The organism is Andreprevotia sp. IGB-42, assembly GCF_009848685.1.
Classification (GTDB): Bacteria; Pseudomonadota; Gammaproteobacteria; order Burkholderiales; family Chitinibacteraceae; genus Andreprevotia.
The window spans coordinates 124888-143782 of sequence record NZ_WXTX01000011.1 but is presented as its reverse complement, the minus strand read 5'-3'; the positions used below and the strand labels follow the sequence as shown (position 1 = coordinate 143782).

Below are 18895 nucleotides of genomic sequence, written 5' to 3'. Positions count from 1 at the left end.
CACGCTACGAGAGCCCGCCATCATGCCTATCCTGTACTTCCTGTTTGCGCTGGCCATTGGCCTGGTGATGCCATTGCAAGCCGCCATCAACAGCCAGCTGCAGAACCAGCTGGGTGGCAGCACGCTGCTGGCGGCGCTGGTGTCGTTCGTAGTGGGCAGCGTTGCGCTGGCAGCAGCATTGTTGCTGAGCGGCCAGCGCTGGCCGGAGCGCGCGCAGTGGCTGCAGGCAGATGGCTGGATGTATGCCGGCGGCGCGATGGGGGCGTTGATCGTGTTCGGCACCACCTTGCTGGCGCCGCGTATCGGCGTGGCAGCGATGATGTTGCTGCTGATCGCCGGGCAGGTGCTGGTTTCGCTGTTGTTTGATCGCTATGGCTGGCTGGGCATGCCGGTGCGCGAGATCGGTGTTGCGCGGCTACTGGGTGCAGCGCTGGTGGTGGGTGGCGTGGTACTGGTGAACTTTGGCGACAAGCTGGGGCGCTAGGTTTACGGCGGTGCCTCAGTGCCCGCCCAAGCGGCCACGCACATAGCGTTCCACATCTGCGGTATCGATCACGCCTGAGGCACCCGGCGCAACGACCCCCAGATCCACGCCCAGCCGGGCCGCCAGCGAAGCTGCCGCATAGCTGACCTGCAACACATCACCCGCCGGCAGTGCTGGCCGGGATGCCTGCGGGGAGGCGCTTGCGGGGGCTGGCGCGGGCGGTGCCGCCAGCGTAGGGATGGCGCAGGCAGGGCCCAGATCATCCGGCAGCCAGCCGCTGTCTTTTTCCTCGATTTCCATCATCAGCAGCAATTCACCGCTGCCGAGTTCATCGCCCACTGCCACCAGCAGCGACGACACACTGCCTTCATCCGGTGCGTGCACGACAGCAACGCCATCTTCCCACGCGATGGTGGCCAGCTTGCCATCGTGCGGCACCCAGTCGCCATTGGCCACGTGCAGTTCGGTGACGCGGGCTGCGCCGTCGAATTCGGGCGCGCAGATCATGTGGGAAATGATTTCAGGCATCGGTTCTACGCCAGCGGGTTGGAGAAGCGGGTTGGCCGGCATGTCGCGCGGTTGCGGACAGGCCCGGCTGTTACACAGAGGCTACCGCAAGCGGCGCGCGAAGCATATCGATATGCGGGATTCCGTCTTCATCGTAGATCGCCCCCACCTGCACGAAGCCATGCTTGCCGTAAAACGACGCCAGATGTGCCTGGGCGCCGATCTGGTGGGCAAGGCCCGGATAGCGGGCGTCCGCTTCACGCAGGCCCTCGGCAATCAGCGCGTGGCCGGCACCGCTGCCGCGCTGCGCCGGGGCGATGGCCACGCGGCCAAGCGAAGGCTCCGGGTATTTGAGGCCGGGCGGCACCAGCCGCAGGCAGGCCTGGGTTTCCCCCGCTGCATTGCGGCCCAGCAGGTGCCGGGCCAGCAGATCGAGGTTATCCAGCTCTGCATACGCGCAGTTTTGCTCGACCACGAAAATGTCGGTACGCAGTTTGATATAGGCATACAGCGTGCGGGCATCGAAATCATCGAAGCCGTACCACTGCCAGACGAGGGGCTGGGCGGCGGTCATTTGTTTCCTGGAACGGTATTGAAAAAGAGGGCAAATCCAAACGATGGGCCTTCCCAAAAGAATAACCCCCTGTGGCACAGGGGGTTATCGGGGATGACACCAACCGCGAGGCTTAGCCAGCCAGCAGCGCGCGCCAGCGGGCAATCTGCGTACGCACCTGCTTGGGCGCAGTGCCGCCCACGTGATCACGTGCGGCGAGGCTGCCTTCTGGTGTGAGTACCTCGACCACATCCGCTTCGATCAGCGACGAGAAGCTGCGCAGTTCAACCAGTTGCAGCTCGGACAGGTCCTTGCGCTTTTCTTCGGCGTAACGCACCGCGAGTGCCACGGCTTCGTGCGCATCGCGGAACGGCAGGCCCTTCTTCACGAGATAGTCGGCCAGATCGGTAGCGGTGGCGAAGCCTTGCTTCACCGCGCGCTCCATGGCTTCCGGCTTGACGGTGATGCCGCGCATCATGTCGGCGTAGATGCGCAGCGTATCCGTCAGCGTATCGACGGTATCGAACAGCGGTTCCTTGTCTTCCTGGTTGTCCTTGTTGTACGCCAGCGGCTGCGATTTCATCAACGTGAGCAGTGCCACCAGGTGACCATTCACGCGGCCGGTCTTGCCGCGTACCAGCTCGGGCACATCCGGGTTTTTCTTCTGCGGCATGATGGACGAACCGGTGCAGAAGCGATCAGCGATGTCGATGAAGCCGAAGCGCGGGCTCATCCACAGCACCAGCTCTTCAGAGAGGCGGCTGAGGTGCGTCATGGTCAGCGCGGCGGCGGCGGTGAATTCGATGGCAAAATCGCGGTCGCTGACAGCATCCAGCGAGTTCTGACAGACCGCATCGAAACCCAGCAGCTGCGCGGTGTATTCGCGATCGATCGGGTAGGTGGTGCCGGCCAGCGCGGCCGAGCCCAGCGGCAGGCGGTTGATGCGCTTACGCGCATCGATGAAGCGCTCTGCATCGCGGCCGAGCATTTCCACGTAGGCCAGCATGTGGTGGCCGAAGGTAACCGGCTGCGCTACCTGCAGGTGGGTAAAGCCGGGCATCACGGTGGCGGCGTGCTGGTCTGCCAGATCGACCAGCGATTTCTGCAGTTCGTGCACCAGCGCCACGATCACGTCGGTGGCGCCACGCAGGTACAGGCGGATGTCCGTGGCCACCTGGTCATTGCGCGAGCGGCCGGTGTGCAGGCGCTTGCCGGCATCGCCGATCTTGTCGGTGAGGCGGCGCTCGATATTCATGTGCACGTCTTCGAGATCCAGGCTCCACTCGAGGCGGCCGGCGCGGATGTCTTCCAGGATGTCGGCCATGCCCTGGCGGATGGCTGCGAGATCGTCATCGCTGAGCACGCCGGACTTGTTCAGCATGGCGGCGTGCGCCAGCGAGCCTTCGATGTCCACTTCAGCCATGCGCTTGTCGAAGTGCACCGAAGCGGTATAGCGTTTCACCAGCTCGGAGACCGGCTCGTTGAAACGGCCTGACCAGGTTTTGTTGGCTGCGTCGGACATCGCGAATCCTGTAAGGAAAAAAGCAAAACGGGAGATTATACGGGTCTCGTGCTTACGTGGCAGCCCCAAAAGACCACACTGTACGCATCACCGCATCACCGCATTGCTCATTGTGCACGCTGCAGTGCAACAAAGGGAATCTGGTTTTTACCAGATGACGAAGAAGAACAGCCAGGCGGCGACAAACGGCGCAAGTCCGAGCCCGACAATGGACAGCGCCGCGGTACGCCGCAGGATGCTGCCGCTACGCAGGCCGGAGAGCCGCCAGAACAGCCGCAGCGACCATGCCAGCGCCAGTGCCAGCAGCGCAAAGCGCACATCGTTCACCCAGTAGGTGCTCATGCCTTCGTGCTTGAGCAGGGTGATGGTGGTGGCGGTAAGGCCGAGGAATACGCCGCAACCGGCAGCGGGAATCAGGCTTTGCGCGAGCTTGTGCAGGCTGAACGGGCCGCGTTGCGGCAACACACGATCGGCCAGCAGCAATGCCAGATACAGCGTGCCGCCAACCACGGCGGCGCCTGCGGCGATGAAGGCAAGGATCAGTGCGCCATCAAGCCAGCTGAAGCTGTCGGCCACGTCCGGATAGTGGGTGAGCAGCCACCACGGCGCATTGTCGTTGAGCGGCCACAAGATATCGTGATCGATCAACCAGGTGGCAATCCACTGCTTGGCGGCCACCAGCCACGGGCTGGCACTCCACAGGAAAGCGCCGGTGGCGAGGCCCATCAACCCGAAAACGATCAGCGCGGTCTGCCAGGCATCGCCTTTTTCCACCTGCACCACTTCTTCTTCCGGTGAGCGGGCAACCAGCTGTATGGCATCGCGGTGACCGCTACAGCGGCCGCACATGTGGCAGTCGCCCGCGCCCTGCATATGGCGCAACGGTACCAGCGGCGCACAATTGACCGGGATGACCTTCTTGCCATGCGATGCACGCCACGCATCTTCGTCCACCTTGTAGCGCCACGGCGCCAGCTTGGCCAGCAGGTTGAATACGCCGTTCACCGGGCACAGGTAGCGGCACCACACGCGCTTGTCGCGCCCGTACAGGTAGCCGACCAGCATGGCGCCAGCGGTGGAGCCGCCCAGCACCAGCAACACGGCCAGCGGGTATTGATACACGCTGACGAGCTGGCCGTAGATGGTGGTGAGCGCAAACGCCACGAATGGCCAGCCACCCCAGCGCATCCACTTGGGGATGGGTTTGTTGCGGCCATGTTCGCTCGCCCACTCGGTGAGCATGCCTTCCGGGCAGAGCCAGCCGCACCAGGCACGCCCCAGTAGCGGCATGGACACCAGCACGAATGGCCACCAGATGCCCCAGAACGCAAACTGCGCGACCACGGTGAGGTTATTGAAGAGGTGGGCTTTTTCATCCGGCAGCGGCAGGAATACCGGCACCACCAGCAGCAACGCGTAAACCAGCACCACGACCCATTGCAGGTTGCGCAGTGCCACCTTGTGCTGGCGCAGGAAATCACCCGCGCGCGCCACGCGTGCGGCAAACGCCACTGGCGTGGCACTGGCGGGCGGCGTGGACGGCTGCAATGCCATCAGCGTGCGCTGCTGGCACGGCGCAACAGCAACGCCGAGCCCGCCCAGAACAGCAGCCATGCAAGCAGCACCGACAGTGCTGGCAGCGCCCGGTAGCCGGCAAAATCCGCCAGCAGCTTGCCGACGCCATGGCTGTCTTCGAGCAGCGCCGAGCTATCCCACAGCGGATCGATCACGCCGGGCAAGAGGCCAACCGACACCAGTTTTTCCAGCCCGCTGACCAGTAGCGAGCCCGCCAGCAGCAGCAGCAGGATTTCCGTCACGCGGAAGAACAACCGCCAGGTGATCAACTTGCCGCCCAGTTGCAGCAGCCAGAAGGTGACGAATGCTGCCAGCAGCCCCAGCGCGCCGGCGGCGGCGTATTGCCACAGTTGGCCGGCTTCGGCCGTGGCGAGGGTGCCGTACAGGAACACCACCGTCTCGCTGCCTTCGCGCGCAACGGCGATCATCACCAGGATCAGCAAGCCCCACCAGTTGTTGCGCTGCACGTTTTGCGCCAGACCGGATTCCAGCTCGCGCTTGAGCGTGCGGCCGTGGCGGCGCATCCAGTACACCATCTGCACCACCAGTGCGGCCGCCACCAGTGCCATGCCGGCCTGGAAATACTGCTGGCCGTCGTCCGACAGCAACGTGGAGACGCCAAGGATCAGCAGCGCCAGGAAGCCGGACAGTACGAGGCCGGCGGCCACGCCACCCCACAGGTAACGCAGGCCACGCTGGCCCGATACCGGATTGGCTTTCAACCATGCATACAGGATGCCGACAACGAGCAGCGCCTCGACACTCTCGCGCCAGACGATGAACAGGACCTGATCCATACGGGGTACCGCCTTGATTACTTGATGACCAGCACGCCCTTGGCCTGCGGGTGGAAATCATCGAAAAACACGTGCTCGGCCGGGCTGGTGGGGTTGACCACCACGAACGAGGTCACGCCGGGGCCCAGCACCTTTTCCTTGCGCAGAGAAATGCTTTCGAACTCCACCGGCGATTTGCCGGCATTGGTAATCTCCAGCTTGAAACGCTTGCCTGCCGGCGCCTCGATACGCGCGGGCGACAGCGTGCCGTCCTTGATGGTGATCTTGAACGTGGGCAGGTCTTCGGCCCGGGCCAGCGCGGCCAGACCCAGCATTGCAATGGCCATCCAGTAACGCATTTCGCTTCCGCTTATCAAATGGTTCGAGGCTGCCGTGGCAGCCTCCAGTGCAAACCGGTCCTGCCGGGGCACAGTTCCGGTCCCGGGGCCGGATCAGTAGCCGCCCTTCTTGCCGACGCCGGCATAGGTGAATTCGTAATCGAGCTCGAACGGCTTGAACCATGGGCCCACGCCGGTTTCCTTGTCCACGTGGCGGCCGAAATGCGCCATCGGGTTCTCGGACGGTGGCAGGATGGTGTACTTGAGCTTGTACTTGCCCGGGCCTTCCAGCTTCACGTTGTCACCGTAATGCGGGCCGTCGCTGGCAACCATGGGCATGAAATCACCCTTGATCACGTTCTTGCTGCCGACCTTCTGGATTTCGTATTTCACCAGCAGGTAGGGCATCCATTCACCCTCGGCAAAGCCGTTGGGGTTGTTCTTCACTGCGTGGATATCGGCTTCCAGATGCACATCCGACTTGGCGACCGATGCCATCATCCCTTCCGGGTCCATCTTGATCGGCTGCAGGTATACCGCGCCGATTTCCATGCCGCCCTTGATGGCCGGCTTGCCGATGGGATATTCAGCAGCGTGGGCAACGGTTTGCATCAGGCCGGCAACGGCCATGAATGTGACTACAGCAGTCTTTTTCATCTCTATTCCTGAAAGAAGGACAGCGGGCCTGGCCGCTGCACAACGGGATCAATGCCGAATCTTACGCCTGAGAAACGCACCAAGAAGCATTCTCGTTGACGCAATTTGTTACGGTTTACACATGCGGCCTCCTCGCATCCGCCCCACCGCACGTATAATCCGCCGACGAGCCATCATGGCATGCTGGCGCGCGGCATTTCAAAGCGGGGCAGGCGAGCCTTGCAATTGAAGCAACGCAGCGCCGGCAAGCTGATGATGGCAATCAAACCTGACGGCATACGCCGGCACAGCGAGGCGTTTGCGCCCGGAGAATATGTAAATGGCCCGCGACATGAAGAAATCGCGCAGCAACGGCAGCCGTTCCGACGGCGGCGGCAGCTCGCTGTTTACCGGCCTCTTGATCGGCCTGGTGGGCGGCGTGGCCGTGGCCGTAGGCCTGGCGTTTTTCCTGAACCGTGGCAGCAACCCGTTCCAGAACAAGCCCACTGCCGATACGCCACCGGATGCCGTGGGTTCGGCCCCGGCTGCCGGAGGTGAAAAGGGCCCGGAAATCCTGCGCCCCAATGGCGCCGGCAAGGATGACGTGACGGCACCACCGGTGCGCGGCAGCAATGCAGGCAACACCAGCACGGCAGCCAGCGCGGCGAGCGGCGTGGCGCTGGATTTCTACAAAGTGTTGCCGCAGCTCAATGACGGCAACGACAAGACCGACAAGCCGGAAGTCAAGAAAGCCGATGTGGCGCCGACTGCACCCGTGAAAGTGGAAGCGCCCAAGGGCGCTTACCTGCAGGTGGGTGCTTTCCAGAGCGAGCAGGATGCAGATAATCTGAAGGCCAAGCTGGCGCTGCTGGGCATCGAGGCCAACATCCAGAGCACCGACCTTGCCGACAAGGGCATCTGGCACCGCGTGCGCATCGGCCCGTTCACCAGTCTGACCGAACTGGAAAAAACCCGCGGCCAGTTGAAGAGCAACGGGGTGGACAGTACCGTGGTGAAAGGGAACTGATTCGTTTTTTGCTGATCTAGTCAGCACATTTATAAACTGCATCCATCGAGGAGCACCCATGTTCAAACGCTGGTTGGCCGCTGTTGGCCTGTTTGCTGCTTTTGTCTCCGCCACTGCCGGCGCTGCCGAGCTGCGCGAAGGCACCGATTACAAGAAAATGGCCACGCCGCAACCGGTTGCGCAGGCTGGCAAGCTCGAAGTGGTGGAGTTCTTCTGGTATGGCTGCCCGCATTGTTTCAAGGTGGAGCCTTTCGTTGAAGAATGGGCGGCCAAGCTGCCCAAGGACGTGAACTTCCGCCGTGTACACGTGTACTGGCCGGGCCGTACCGATATCGAAGGTCATGCCAAGATTTTCCTGGCGCTGCAATCGATGGGCGTGGAAGCCAAGTATCAGCAGGCCGTGTTCAATGCCATCCAGAAAGATGGCCTGGAATTGCGCCGCGAAGAAGTGCTGTTCGACTGGGTGAAGAAGCAGGGCATCGACCTGAACAAGTTCAAGGCCAACTACAACGGCTTCTCCACCACGCAACAGCTGAACAAACTCGATCAGATGGGCCGTGACTACGGGGTGGATGGCGTGCCGATGTTCTTCGTGAATGGCAAGTACATCACTTCACCGTCGATGACTGGCCGCGAAGATGATTCCGCGCTGAAGGTGGTGGATGAATTGCTGGCCCGCGAACGCGCTGCCAGCGGCAAGAAGCCGGCGCCAGCCAAGAAGAAGTAAGGCGGTAAAACAGAAAACGGGGCTGAATGCCCCGTTTTTTATTGCCGCTGCCACAGGATCAGCAACATCCTCCTGCCAGCAGCCAGCAAGCTCAGTCTTCGCGGTTGAGGATAGCCAGTTGTGCATCGTCCAGATAGCACCATTCGCCTTCGGCGAGATCGAGCGACGCCAGCGACAGCCCGCCGATCTGCGCGCGCGCCAGCGCAGCACAATGGTTGCCGGCAGCCGCCAGCATGCGCTTCACCTGGTGATACTTGCCCTGGTCGATGACGATTTCCAGGTGCGTGGCATCGATCAGGTGGGCAATCTGCGCGGCAATCGGTGCAGGCTCATCATGCAGTTGCACCCCCGCCAGCAGTTCATCCACCAGCGCCTGATCGCCCGGCTCGGCCAGCGTGGCCACGTAGACCTTGGGCTGGTGATGCTTGGGATGGCTTTGCGCGTGGATGAACGCGCCGTGATCGGACAACAGCAGCAGGCCGGTGGTGTCGTGATCGAGCCGTCCCACCGGCTGCACATCACGCCAGGTGAATTGCTCTGGCAGCAGCGTATGCACGCCGGGGTGGTGCGATGGCTTGCGCGAGCACTCGAAGTTGGCCGGTTTGTTCAGCGCGATATACACGTGCTCGCGATACAGCCACGGCTCGTCGAACACGCTGAACTCGAGCCCGACCGGATCGAATTCGGTCTTCGGCTTGGTGACGACTTCTCCGGCAACGCTGACATCGCCGTCTTCGATCAGCAACTGGCAGCCCTTGCGGGTGCCGAAGCCCTGATTCTGCAAAATGCGGTAAAGAGGTAGTTTTTTGCTCATGGGCAAGACTTTACCGTGCCTGCGGCGCGATATACAGCGGGCGCGCCATGTCATGCGTGCCGCGCCGGCCCGCTGCTGCCAGCCGGACCATCAACCGCTGAACCGGCGCGCCCGGCTCACAAGGGGCTGGCAGGCTGCAGCCAGTGTTCCAGCGCATCCATGAACACGCGCGTTTTGGCCGGCATCAGCCGGCGCGCCGGAATGAATGCGTACACGCGCAGCGGATCGGGCTGCCAGTCTGGCAGCACGCGGTTGAGCTGGCCGTTCCGGACTTCGCTGTCGTAGTAGCTGTTGGCGATCATGCTGGCACCCAGGCCTGCCAGCGTGGCCTGCAGGCGCAGGCCGGCATTGGGGGTGCGCAGCCGTGGTGCCAGCGCCACCGCGCTACGAGCGCCGCCGGTGCCGCCGAAATGCCATTCGGTTTCATGCAGGTTGGCAACGGTGGGCCAGTGCGCCAGCGCGGCCACCGTGGCGGGCGGCCCCAGCCGCTGCAACAACGCGGGTGCCGCATACAGGCCGCGCCCCACGCTGAACACGCGCCGGGCCACCCGGCTGGAATCGGGCAAGGGCTGCGCGGTGACGGCAAAGGTGATGTCGTAGCCGGCAGACAGCGGATCGACCGGGCCGTTGATCACGTCCACGTCGATATCGAGGCCGGCGTGTTGCGCCATCAGTGCGCACACCACCTCGCCCAGCTGCAACATGCCGAACTCGTACGGTGCGGCAATGCGCAGCAGGCCGCGCGGTGTATCGCCCTGCGCGGCCACGCCGTCCGCCACATCGTCGAGCTGGGCGAACAGCGGGGCGATCTGTTCGAGCAGTGTCTGGCCGTGCTCGGTCAACCGCAGCTGGCGGGTGCTGCGTTCCAGCAACCGGTGGCCCAGCTTCTTTTCCAGCCGTGCCACCGCCAGGCTGACCGATGACTTGGGCTGCTCCAGCCGCTCTGCGGCACGCGTGAAGCTACCCAGCTGCGCCACTGTGGCAAACAGGTACCAGTCGTTCCAGTCTTTTGTTCTCATGGATGGACAATCATTTCATAAAACGCCATTTATCCAGCACAGCACACAATATAAGGTGCTGCGATGGATACTGCACGCATTACACCCGCCACCCCCGTTATCACCCCCGTGCCGCCTGCGCGCCCGCCGCTGCTGGCCAGTCACCCGGAAATGAGCGGTGCGCATGTCTACCTGTTCGGCCTGCTGGCCGGGCTGGTGACCGGCGTCGATTTCATTGCCGGTGCGATGATCGGCATTGCCGGCAGCCACATCCGTGGCGGCGTGCACGCATCGCCGGAGGAATATCTGTGGGCGATCAGCGGCTATGCGGCAGCGGCGGTGATCGCCAACCTGATCATCGGCCGGATTGCCCACCGCATCAGCTACCGCAGCTATACGCTGGCATCGCTGGCGCTGTTTGCACTGGGCGCGGTGGCGTGTGCGATGTCCGGCAATATCGACCAGTTGGTGGCGGCACGCATCGTGCAGGGCCTGGGCGGTGGCGGGCTATTCACCGCCGCGCGCGTGATCGTGCAACTGGTCAGCCAGCCGCGTGAACGGCTGGCGCTGTTCTGGGGCTTCGGCATCGGCGCCAACGGGCTGATGGCGCTGGCACCCTGGGTATCGGCCGAACTGGTGATGCGTGATGGCTGGAACAGCGTATTCCTGTTGCAGGCGGCCATCGCCGCCGCGCTGTTGCCGCTGGTGTACTTCATTTACCCGCGCCGCGCCAACCCGCCCCCGGACCGCACGATGGGACACCTGGATTGGCCGGCAATGCTGGCATTCGGCTTTGGCACACTGCTGTTGCTGCACGGCCTGCAGGATTTGCGCTACCTGCGCCCGGGCGGTGTGGCCGGCCTGCTGCCGTGGATGCTGGCTGGCGCGGCCGTAGTGTTGTTCATTGCCGTGCGGCTGCATCGCCACCCTGACCCATGGCTGGACGTGCGCCGGCTGGGCAGCCGCCGCTACCTGGTGGGGCTGGCTTTTTACGGTTTGTTCTACCTGATCAATGGTGGCTGGAGCTTCCTGATGGCGTCCTTCCTGCAGGAGGGGATGGGCTTTGATTTTTCCACCACCGGCCTGTTGATGACGCTGGGCGGCGGCATCACGCTGGCGGCCACCGTCGTGCATACCTGGCAGTTTCCGCGTGTGTTCGGCAAGCGGCGGGTGATTGCCTGTGGCTTCGCCGTGCTGGCCATTGCCGCGCTGTGGCTATCGCACATGGCGATGCCGGGCGCATCGGTAACGGTGCTGCTGCCCGCCATCCTGCTGCAGGGCAGTACCTTCGTGCTGATCATGGTGCAGGTGGCCAGCATGACGTATTCAGATTTCGACGGCGCCGACTTTGCGCATGCCTACCAGTTGAAGAACATCCTGCGCGAGCTGGCCGGCGCATTGGGGCTGGGCATCACCAGCCTGCTGCTGCAGGACGTGAAGGCCGAAGCACGCACTGACCTCATCGGCCGCTTCGATCATGCCACGGTGGCCGGGATGCTGCCCGACCCGCCGTCCCCTGCCATGTTGGCGCAGTGGTCAGCAGAGATCGACCGGCAGGCAGCGCTGATTGCCAGTGATCACCTGTTTGTCGGCATTGCCTTGCTGGCCATGGCGGCCGGCGCAGTGGCACTGACGCAACGCGCAATGCGTTAGTTCCATGATCCGGTTGTATACCGATGAACGGCAGTAAAAAGCAGTTGCAAATTAATAGTTAATTTATGTACTATTTTGTTATGAATCAAAAAGACACTATTCCCGCCAGCTTTCGCGCCGTCGAGGACAAGATCAATCTGGTATGCCGCCGCATCCCGGAAAACAGCGTCCAGAACGTGGTGCTGATCCACCTGGTGAAGCACCTGCAAGCGGCATTGCATAGCCGCATGAGCGATGTATTGCGTGAACACGAGCTGAACCCGGTGAGCTTCACCGCGCTGATGATGCTGTTCAGCAAACCGAACGAAGCACTGAACCCATCCGAACTGGCGGAAGCCAGCGGCGAATCCCGCGCCAATGTCACACGCATTTGCGATGAACTGGTGGCCAAGGGCCTGCTGGAACGCGCCCCCAACCCGGATGACCGCCGCCGCGTGGATTTGCGCCTTGCCGCTGCCGGCGATGACGAAGTGATGAAGCTGTTGCCGGTGCTGCGCCAGCGTGTGCACAACGTGTTCAACGTGCTGGAGCAGGATGAAAAAGACCAGCTGGAACGCCTGCTGAAACGCGTTCTGACCGAATCAGCCAATTGAAAAGACTGCAGCAGCCCGGCGGCAACGCCGGCCTGCCAAGCCCGACCTTCCCCTTTTTTACCCATACGGTTAAAAAATGAATTATTTGAACCTCAATAAACTTACGCCTGTTGCACTGGCCTTGCTGCTGGCCGCATGTGCGGCAATCCCGCCGGAATCGGATACCCTGCCCCAGCGCGACATCGCCGGCGCGCAGCTGGCTGCCGGCATCAAGCTGGCGCGCGAAGGCTGGCCGGAAGCCCGCTGGTGGACGCGTTACAACGATGCGCAACTCGATGCCCTGATCGATGCAGCGCTGAAGGACGGTACCAGCATGGCCGTCGCCGCTGCCCGCCTGAATACCGCCCGCGCCACACTGGCGACGCAGCATGCTGCCGAAGGCATCAACGTGACCGGCGACGCCAGCGTGAACCGGCTGCGCTACTCGCCCAATGGCCTGTTTCCGCCACCGATCGGCGGCACCTGGTTTACCGACAACGCGGTAACGCTGCGCGCTTCGTACGACTTCGACCTGTGGGGCAAGCACCGCGCGGCAATCGCTGCCGCCGTGGGCGAAATCAATGCCGCACGTGCCGATACCGCACAGGCAGAACAAGGCCTCTCCGCCGCCGTGGCGCAAACCTATTTCAGGCTGCAGGCCGACTGGGCACGCCTTGCGGTGCTGCGTGAAGAACGCAGCCAGCAAGTGGCGCTGAACGAGCTGCGCAAGAAGCGTCTCGATCGCGGGCTGGACCCGATCACCGCGCGCCAGACCTCGCAAGGCGATATCGCGCTGACCGACCGGCAGATTGCCGCGCTGGAATCGCAGGCTGGCCAGGACAAGGAAGCGTTGCGTGCGTTGATCGGTGGCGATGCCAATGCGCTGATCGCACTCAAGCCGCAAGCGCTGCCCAAGACCGATTCTGCAGCGCCCACCACGCTGGGTTACCAGTTGCTGGCGCGCCGTGCTGACTTGCAGGCCGCGCGCTGGCGCGTGGAAGCCAACCTGTCGAAGATCGAATCGGCCAAGGCGGCGTTCTACCCGACCGTGGAAATCAACGCATCGTTCGGGCTGGACTCCATCGAGCCGGGCAACCTGCTGCTGTGGCAAAGCCGCGCCGCCACCTTCATGCCATCGATCAGCCTGCCGATCTTCGACAGCGGCCGTCTGGCTGCTCAGCTGGGCACGCAGCGCGCCAAGCGCGATGAAGTGATTGCCGATTACAACCAGGCAGTGGTGAACGCAGTGCGCGATGTGGCGCAGAACATCATTGCCACGCAAGGGCTGCAAGCACAGAGCCGCGCGCAGAGTGACGGCCAGCGCGCAGCCGATGCCCAGCTGAAGACGGCAACTGCCCGCCTCAAGACCGGCCTTGTCGACCGCAGCGCGCAAATCCAGGCGCAACTGGCGGTGCTGGGCCAGCGCGAGCTGGCACTGCAGCTGCAGCAGGCACGCCTCGATGCCGATGTTGCGCTGATCAAGACATTGGGTGGTGGTTACCAGGCACCGGCCGATCCGGTCGCCAGCGCCGAATAAACCATACCGAACACGAATAACGAGCGAATCAACCGAGATCCGGAGCCCGCATGACGACCGAAACAAGCACCCCAAGCCCGAAGAACAGCCGCCGCAAGCCCCTGCTGCTGGCATCCACTGCGCTGTTCATTGCCGCCGGCATCGGCTATGCCATCTACTACACCACCGTGCTGAGCCAGCGCGAGGAAACCGACAACGCCTACGTGGGCGGCAATACCGTCAACCTGACTTCACAAGTGACCGGCACCGTGACGGAAATCCGCGCCGACGAAACGCAATACGTGAAAGCGGGCCAGGACGTGATCAAGCTGGACCCGGCCGATGCCACCGTGGCGCTGCGCCAGGCCGAAGCCAAGCTGGGCGAAACCGTGCGCACCTTGCGCCAGCAATACGCGAATGCCGATCAGGTGGACGCCACGCTGGCGCAGAAGAAAATCGACGTTGCCAAGGCCAGGGACGATCTGGCACGCCGCGCGCCGTTGCTGGCCGATCAGGCGGTATCGGGCGAGGACGTGGAGCACGCAAAGCAGGCAGTAGCCACCGCGCAGGCCGCGCTGGAAGTGGCGCAGAAGCAGTTTGAATCGGCCAATGCCGGTATCGACGGCGTGAAGCTGACCGAGCACCCGAGTGTATTGGCCGCCAAGGCCAACTATGTGCAGGCGTGGCTGACCTCGCGCCGCAACGCCATCGTGGCGCCGGTATCGGGCCAGATTGCCAAGCGCAGCGTACAGGTCGGTGCCCGTGTGAGCCCGGGTGCATCGCTGCTGACCATCGTGCCGCTGAACCAGCTGTGGGTGGACGCCAACTTCAAGGAATCCGAGCTGAAGAACATCCGCATCGGCCAGCCGGCGAAGATCGAGGCTGACCTGTACGGCGGCAAGGTGGAATACACCGGCAAGGTGCTGGGTTTGTCGGCAGGGACCGGTAGCGCGTTCTCGCTATTGCCGGCGCAGAATGCCACCGGCAACTGGATCAAGGTGGTGCAGCGCGTGCCAGTACGCATCCTGCTGGACCCGAAGCAACTGGCGGAACACCCGCTGCGCATCGGCCTGTCCACCGTGGTGACCGTGGATACGCATGACCGCGACGGTGCGGTACTGGCATCCAATCCGAACAATGATTCGGTACTGGAAACCAAGGCATTCGACCAACCGCTGACCGAAGCCGAAGCCATTGCCGACGCCATCGTGGCCAAGAACGCCGGCAACCGCCGCTAAGCCCCACTCCGGAGCACCGAGTTTATGTCTGAAGTTGCAAAAGGCGCGCCAGCGGCCGCCCCGCCGGAGGCACTGCCGCCGCTGCATGGCGCCAAATTGGCGCTGATGACGGTGGCGCTGGCGGTGTCGACCTTCATGGAAGTGCTCGATACCACCATCGTCAACGTCTCGGTACCGCATATCGCCGGTGACCTGGGCGCTTCGGCCAGCCAGGGCACATGGACGATCAGCTCGTACGGCCTGGCTGCCGCCATCGTGGTGCCGCTGACCGGCTGGCTGGCGCGCCGCTTTGGCGAAGTACGCTGTTTCGTGATCTCGGTGTGGCTGTTCACGCTGATGTCCGCGCTGTGCGGCATGGCCGACAGCCTGCACTCGCTGGTGTTTTTCCGCTTCATGCAGGGGCTGGTGTCCGGCCCGATGGTGCCGCTGTCGCAGGCGCTGATGCTGAAGAACTACCCGCCGGAGAAAAAAGGCCTGGCACTGGCGCTGTGGGCAATGACGGTGATCGTGGCGCCGATTTTCGGCCCCATGCTGGGTGGCTGGATTACCGACAACTATCACTGGCCGTGGATTTTCTACATCAACGTGCCGGTGGGCATCCTGGCCGGCTGGCTGGTGATGAGCGGGCTGAAAGGGCGCGAATCGAAGATCACCAAGCAACCGATCGATACCATCGGCCTGATCCTGCTGTTTGTCGGCGTGGGCAGCCTGCAGCTGGTGCTGGACAACGGCAACGACATGGACTGGTTCTCCAGCCCGACCATCCTGACGCTGGCCGTGGTAGCCGCGGTGGCGCTGACGTTCCTGATCATCTGGGAGCTGACGGACGAGCACCCGGCGGTGGATCTGTCGCTGCTGAAAGAGCACAACTTCCGCTACGGCGTGATCGTGCTCAGCCTGGGGATGTTCTGCTTCTTCGGCAGCACGGTGTTGTTCCCGCTGTGGCTGCAGACGGTGCTGGGCTTCACCGCGACGTGGTCCGGCCTTGCCACCGCGCCGGTGGGGGTGCTGGCGTTCTTCCTGTCGCCCATCATCGGCAAGAACATCCAGAAGCTGAACCTGCGCTGGATAGCCACCATCTCGTTCGCGGTGTTTGGCGCCACCATGTTCTGGTATGCCAGCTTCAACCTCGATACCGCGTTCGATCAGGTGATCATCCCGCGGCTGATCCAGGGTATCGGCGTGGCGTGTTTCTTCATTCCGGTGAACCAGATCATCCTGTCCGGCATCCCGCCGGAAAAGCTGGCGGCGGCATCGGGTTTGTCCAACTTCTTCCGTACGATTTCGGGCAGCTTTGCCACTGCCATCATCGTGTTCATGTGGGACCACCGCGCCAGCTTCCATCATGCGCGGCTGGTGGAACATGTGAATGCGGCCAACCCGGCCAGCGCGGATTACGTGAGCAAGCTGCAGGGGCTGGGGCTGTCCGAGGCTGCGTCGTACAGCCGTATCGAGGCGGTGATCAACCAGCAGGCGTTTCAGCTGGCCACCAGCGAGATGTTCTGGGCCACCGGCATCATCTTCTTCATGCTGATCTTCTTTGTATGGCGCACGCGGCCACCATTTGGTGCTGCGGCAGGTGCGGGCGGCGGCCACTAGGCCAGCAGCCCGGTTGCAACACCGGAAACGGCGCCCGAGGGCGCCGTTTTTCACGTGCCTGCCATCATTACTTACCAATGCTTTTAATTTGTACGGGTATAAACCGATATAAATTCTTCTTCATTCCTTGCACGATCATTTCGGCAGCACTGGAATACATTGCTGCATGGCCCGTTTTTATCGTGAAGTTAAAGATTGGAGCTGAAGAATGCATACCGCACTTCCCCGCAAAATCGCAGTTATGGTCTTTTCTACCCTGATGTGCGTGGGCACGGCACAAGCTGCCCCGAATGATGCAACGGCGGCAACCCGCGAAGCCAACGACGCATTGGCCAACTATCTGCCATTTTCAAACAAGCAGGATTTTGAAGACGCCCGCAAAGGCTTCATTGCCGACCTGCCAAGCCCTGTCATCAAGGGGGAAAGCGGCAACACGGTGATTGACCTGTCCCAATACGATTTTCTCAAGCAGGAAGGCGCAACGCCGGCTACGGTCAATCCCAGCCTGTGGCGCCAATCGCAATTGCTGGCCATCCGCGGTTTGTTCAAGGTGGTGGACGGCATCTACCAGGTTCGCAATATCGATCTTGCCAACATCACCTTCATCCGCGGCAAAACCGGCTGGGTGGTCATCGATCCGCTGACTTCGACGGAAACAGCCAAGGCGGCGCTTGACCTGATCAACAGCAAGGTTGAAAAGCTGCCGGTCTCCGCAGTGATTTTCACCCATTCGCACGTTGACCATTTCGCCGGTATCCGCGCGATGGTCGACGAGAAAGATGCCAAGTCGGGCAAGGTGCCGGTGATCGCACCGGAAGGCTTCATGGAAGAAGCGCTGAGCGAGAACGTATTTGCCGGCAATGTGATGAGCCGCCGCGCATCGTATATGTATGGCAACCTGCTGCCCAAGAATGCACGGGGCAGCGTGGGTGGCGGCCTGGGTTTGACCACCGCAGCAGGCAACATCACTTTGTTCGAGCCCAACAAACTGATCAGCAAAACCGGTGAGAAGCTCACCGTGGACGGCATCGACGTGGAGTTCCAGATGGCGCCCGGTACCGAAGCGCCGGCAGAAATGCTGTTTTATTTCCCGCAGTTCAAAGCACTGGATCTGGCCGAAGACAGCAATCACACGCTGCATAACATCCTGACCTTGCGCGGCGCCAAGGTGCGTAGTGCCCAGAAATGGGCCGGTACCCTTGATCAGACCATCGATATGTGGGGCAAGGATACCGTGGTGTCTTTCGGCAGCCATCACTGGCCGCAATGGGGCAATGAACGCGTGGTTCAACACCTGGAAAAACAACGCGACCTGTACAAGTACATCAATGACCAGACTTTGCGCATGGCCAATCAGGGCCTGACCATGCATGAAATCGCCGAGCAGTTTGTGCTGCCGGACAGCCTGGCCAAAGAGTTTTACAGCCGGGGCTACTATGGCAATCTCAAACATAACGTCCGTGCAACCTACCAGCTCTACCTGGGCTTCTGGGATGGCAATCCGGCAAACTTCGATCCGCTTCCTCCTATCGATGAAGCCAGAAAATATGTGGAAATGGTTGGCGCGGACAAGATGGTCGCCACCGCCAAGGCAGCATACGACAAGGGAGAGTATCGCTGGGCAGCTACCGTAGCCAACAAGGTGGTCTTTGCCGATCCTAAAAACCAGGCCGCACGCGATGTGGAAGCCGATGCGCTGGAGCAGCTGGGGTACCAGGCCGAATCGGGCCCGGCACGCAATTTCTACCTGTCCGGTGCACAGGAGCTGCGTGGTGGCGTGAAGAAGATGGCAACGCCCAATACCAGCTCACCCGATATCATCCGCGGCATGACCACACCGATGTTCCTCGACTTCCTGGCCATCCACCTGAATGGGCCAAAAGCCGGGACCAAGGCATATGCGTACAACCTGCGCTTCCCGGATATCAAGGAAGAGTATGTGCTGACGGTGAAAAATGGCGTGATGAACTACAGCAAAGGCAAGCAACTGGATAAGGCCGATGGCACCGTTACCCTTGACCGCAGCACGCTGAATGATATTGCGCTGGGCAAGCTCAAGCTGGGCAACCTGGCGGATAGCGGCGAAGTGAAGATCGAAGGCGACAAAGCCAAGTTCCGGGAAATGCTGGGGAACTTCGACAAATTCGACTTCTGGTTCACGATTGCCGAGCCTTGATTCCTGCTTGCCATGCCAACAAACGCCCCCTTTGCAGGGGGCGTTTTTCTTGGTGGCGCTTGCGCAGGCTCAAGCAGAATGACCAGCGCATTTGATATAGATCAATAGTTTTTATTTACCAAGAACCTTGCGACAATCAATTAGACCAATCGATATGGAGTCCGGATACTCCGTCTTGTCGCTG

At 62.1% G+C, this 18895-nt stretch carries 18 protein-coding genes; 9 read left to right on the top strand and 9 right to left on the bottom strand.

Annotated features, from left to right (window positions below; all coding sequences use genetic code 11):
* Positions 1-22 precede the first annotated feature (22 nt).
* On the top strand, positions 23-484 hold the full coding sequence (locus IGB42_RS16665) for a DMT family transporter (protein WP_159673727.1): 462 nt from the start codon (positions 23-25) through the stop codon (positions 482-484).
* A gap of 15 nt (positions 485-499) precedes the next feature.
* Here IGB42_RS16665 and IGB42_RS16660 read toward each other — a convergent pair whose 3' ends face one another.
* The 7 genes from IGB42_RS16660 to IGB42_RS16630 all read right to left on the bottom strand — a co-directional run bounded on the left by IGB42_RS16660 (position 500) and on the right by IGB42_RS16630 (position 6412).
* Complete coding sequence (locus tag IGB42_RS16660; protein ID WP_159673725.1) at positions 500-1012, bottom strand: biotin/lipoyl-containing protein; 513 nt, start codon at positions 1010-1012, stop codon at positions 500-502.
* A 70-nt stretch (positions 1013-1082) separates the two neighbouring features.
* Positions 1083-1565 (bottom strand): GNAT family N-acetyltransferase, encoded by a 483-nt coding sequence (locus IGB42_RS16655; protein ID WP_159673723.1) that lies wholly within the window; start codon positions 1563-1565, stop codon positions 1083-1085.
* A gap of 112 nt (positions 1566-1677) precedes the next feature.
* Entirely contained in the window at positions 1678-3066 is a 1389-nt protein-coding gene (argH, locus tag IGB42_RS16650; RefSeq protein WP_159673721.1) for an argininosuccinate lyase, read from the bottom strand.
* A gap of 147 nt (positions 3067-3213) precedes the next feature.
* Positions 3214-4680, bottom strand: a complete 1467-nt coding sequence (locus IGB42_RS16645) for a 4Fe-4S binding protein (RefSeq protein ID WP_236822620.1) — start codon at positions 4678-4680, stop codon at positions 3214-3216.
* The gene (locus tag IGB42_RS16640) at positions 4620-5438 is read right to left on the bottom strand and encodes an FTR1 family protein (RefSeq protein ID WP_159673719.1); all 819 of its coding nucleotides are present in this window, start codon (positions 5436-5438) and stop codon (positions 4620-4622) included. The genes IGB42_RS16645 and IGB42_RS16640 overlap by 61 nt, the downstream gene beginning before the upstream one ends.
* A 17-nt stretch (positions 5439-5455) precedes the next feature.
* Complete coding sequence (locus IGB42_RS16635; protein ID WP_159673717.1) at positions 5456-5776, bottom strand: cupredoxin domain-containing protein; 321 nt, start codon at positions 5774-5776, stop codon at positions 5456-5458.
* Positions 5777-5869: 93 nt separating this feature from the next.
* Entirely contained in the window at positions 5870-6412 is a 543-nt protein-coding gene (locus tag IGB42_RS16630; protein WP_159673715.1) for an iron transporter, read from the bottom strand.
* 319 nt (positions 6413-6731) lie between these two features.
* On the opposite strand from IGB42_RS16630, the gene IGB42_RS16625 reads away from it, so the two are divergent.
* Both IGB42_RS16625 and IGB42_RS16620 read left to right on the top strand, forming a co-directional pair.
* Positions 6732-7418 carry an SPOR domain-containing protein gene (locus IGB42_RS16625; protein WP_159673713.1) on the top strand — a complete coding sequence of 229 codons (687 nt, stop codon included), beginning with the start codon at positions 6732-6734 and terminating at the stop codon, positions 7416-7418.
* Between the two features lie 58 nt (positions 7419-7476).
* Positions 7477-8145: a thiol:disulfide interchange protein DsbA/DsbL gene (locus IGB42_RS16620; RefSeq protein WP_159673711.1), complete on the top strand. Its 669-nt coding sequence runs from the start codon at positions 7477-7479 to the stop codon at positions 8143-8145.
* A 91-nt stretch (positions 8146-8236) separates the two neighbouring features.
* Here IGB42_RS16620 and IGB42_RS16615 read toward each other — a convergent pair whose 3' ends face one another.
* Both IGB42_RS16615 and IGB42_RS16610 read right to left on the bottom strand, forming a co-directional pair.
* Positions 8237-8959: a pseudouridine synthase gene (locus IGB42_RS16615; protein WP_159673709.1), complete on the bottom strand. Its 723-nt coding sequence runs from the start codon at positions 8957-8959 to the stop codon at positions 8237-8239.
* 116 nt (positions 8960-9075) lie between these two features.
* Positions 9076-9978, bottom strand: a complete 903-nt coding sequence (locus IGB42_RS16610; RefSeq protein ID WP_159673707.1) for a LysR substrate-binding domain-containing protein — start codon at positions 9976-9978, stop codon at positions 9076-9078.
* A gap of 63 nt (positions 9979-10041) precedes the next feature.
* Between IGB42_RS16610 and IGB42_RS16605 the strand changes: the two genes are divergently transcribed.
* From IGB42_RS16605 to IGB42_RS16580, 6 genes are all read left to right on the top strand, one after another.
* A complete protein-coding gene (locus IGB42_RS16605; RefSeq protein ID WP_159673705.1) occupies positions 10042-11610 on the top strand; it encodes an MFS transporter in 1569 nt (522 codons plus the stop codon).
* Positions 11611-11690: 80 nt separating this feature from the next.
* Positions 11691-12203 (top strand): MarR family transcriptional regulator, encoded by a 513-nt coding sequence (locus IGB42_RS16600; RefSeq protein WP_159673703.1) that lies wholly within the window; start codon positions 11691-11693, stop codon positions 12201-12203.
* A 76-nt stretch (positions 12204-12279) separates the two neighbouring features.
* Positions 12280-13719 (top strand): efflux transporter outer membrane subunit, encoded by a 1440-nt coding sequence (locus IGB42_RS16595; protein WP_159673701.1) that lies wholly within the window; start codon positions 12280-12282, stop codon positions 13717-13719.
* Between the two features lie 50 nt (positions 13720-13769).
* Positions 13770-14936 (top strand): HlyD family efflux transporter periplasmic adaptor subunit, encoded by a 1167-nt coding sequence (locus tag IGB42_RS16590; RefSeq protein WP_159673699.1) that lies wholly within the window; start codon positions 13770-13772, stop codon positions 14934-14936.
* A 24-nt stretch (positions 14937-14960) separates the two neighbouring features.
* Positions 14961-16535 (top strand): DHA2 family efflux MFS transporter permease subunit, encoded by a 1575-nt coding sequence (locus IGB42_RS16585; RefSeq protein ID WP_159673697.1) that lies wholly within the window; start codon positions 14961-14963, stop codon positions 16533-16535.
* 241 nt (positions 16536-16776) lie between these two features.
* On the top strand, positions 16777-18711 hold the full coding sequence (locus IGB42_RS16580; RefSeq protein WP_201799978.1) for an alkyl/aryl-sulfatase: 1935 nt from the start codon (positions 16777-16779) through the stop codon (positions 18709-18711).
* Positions 18712-18895: the final 184 nt, after the last annotated feature.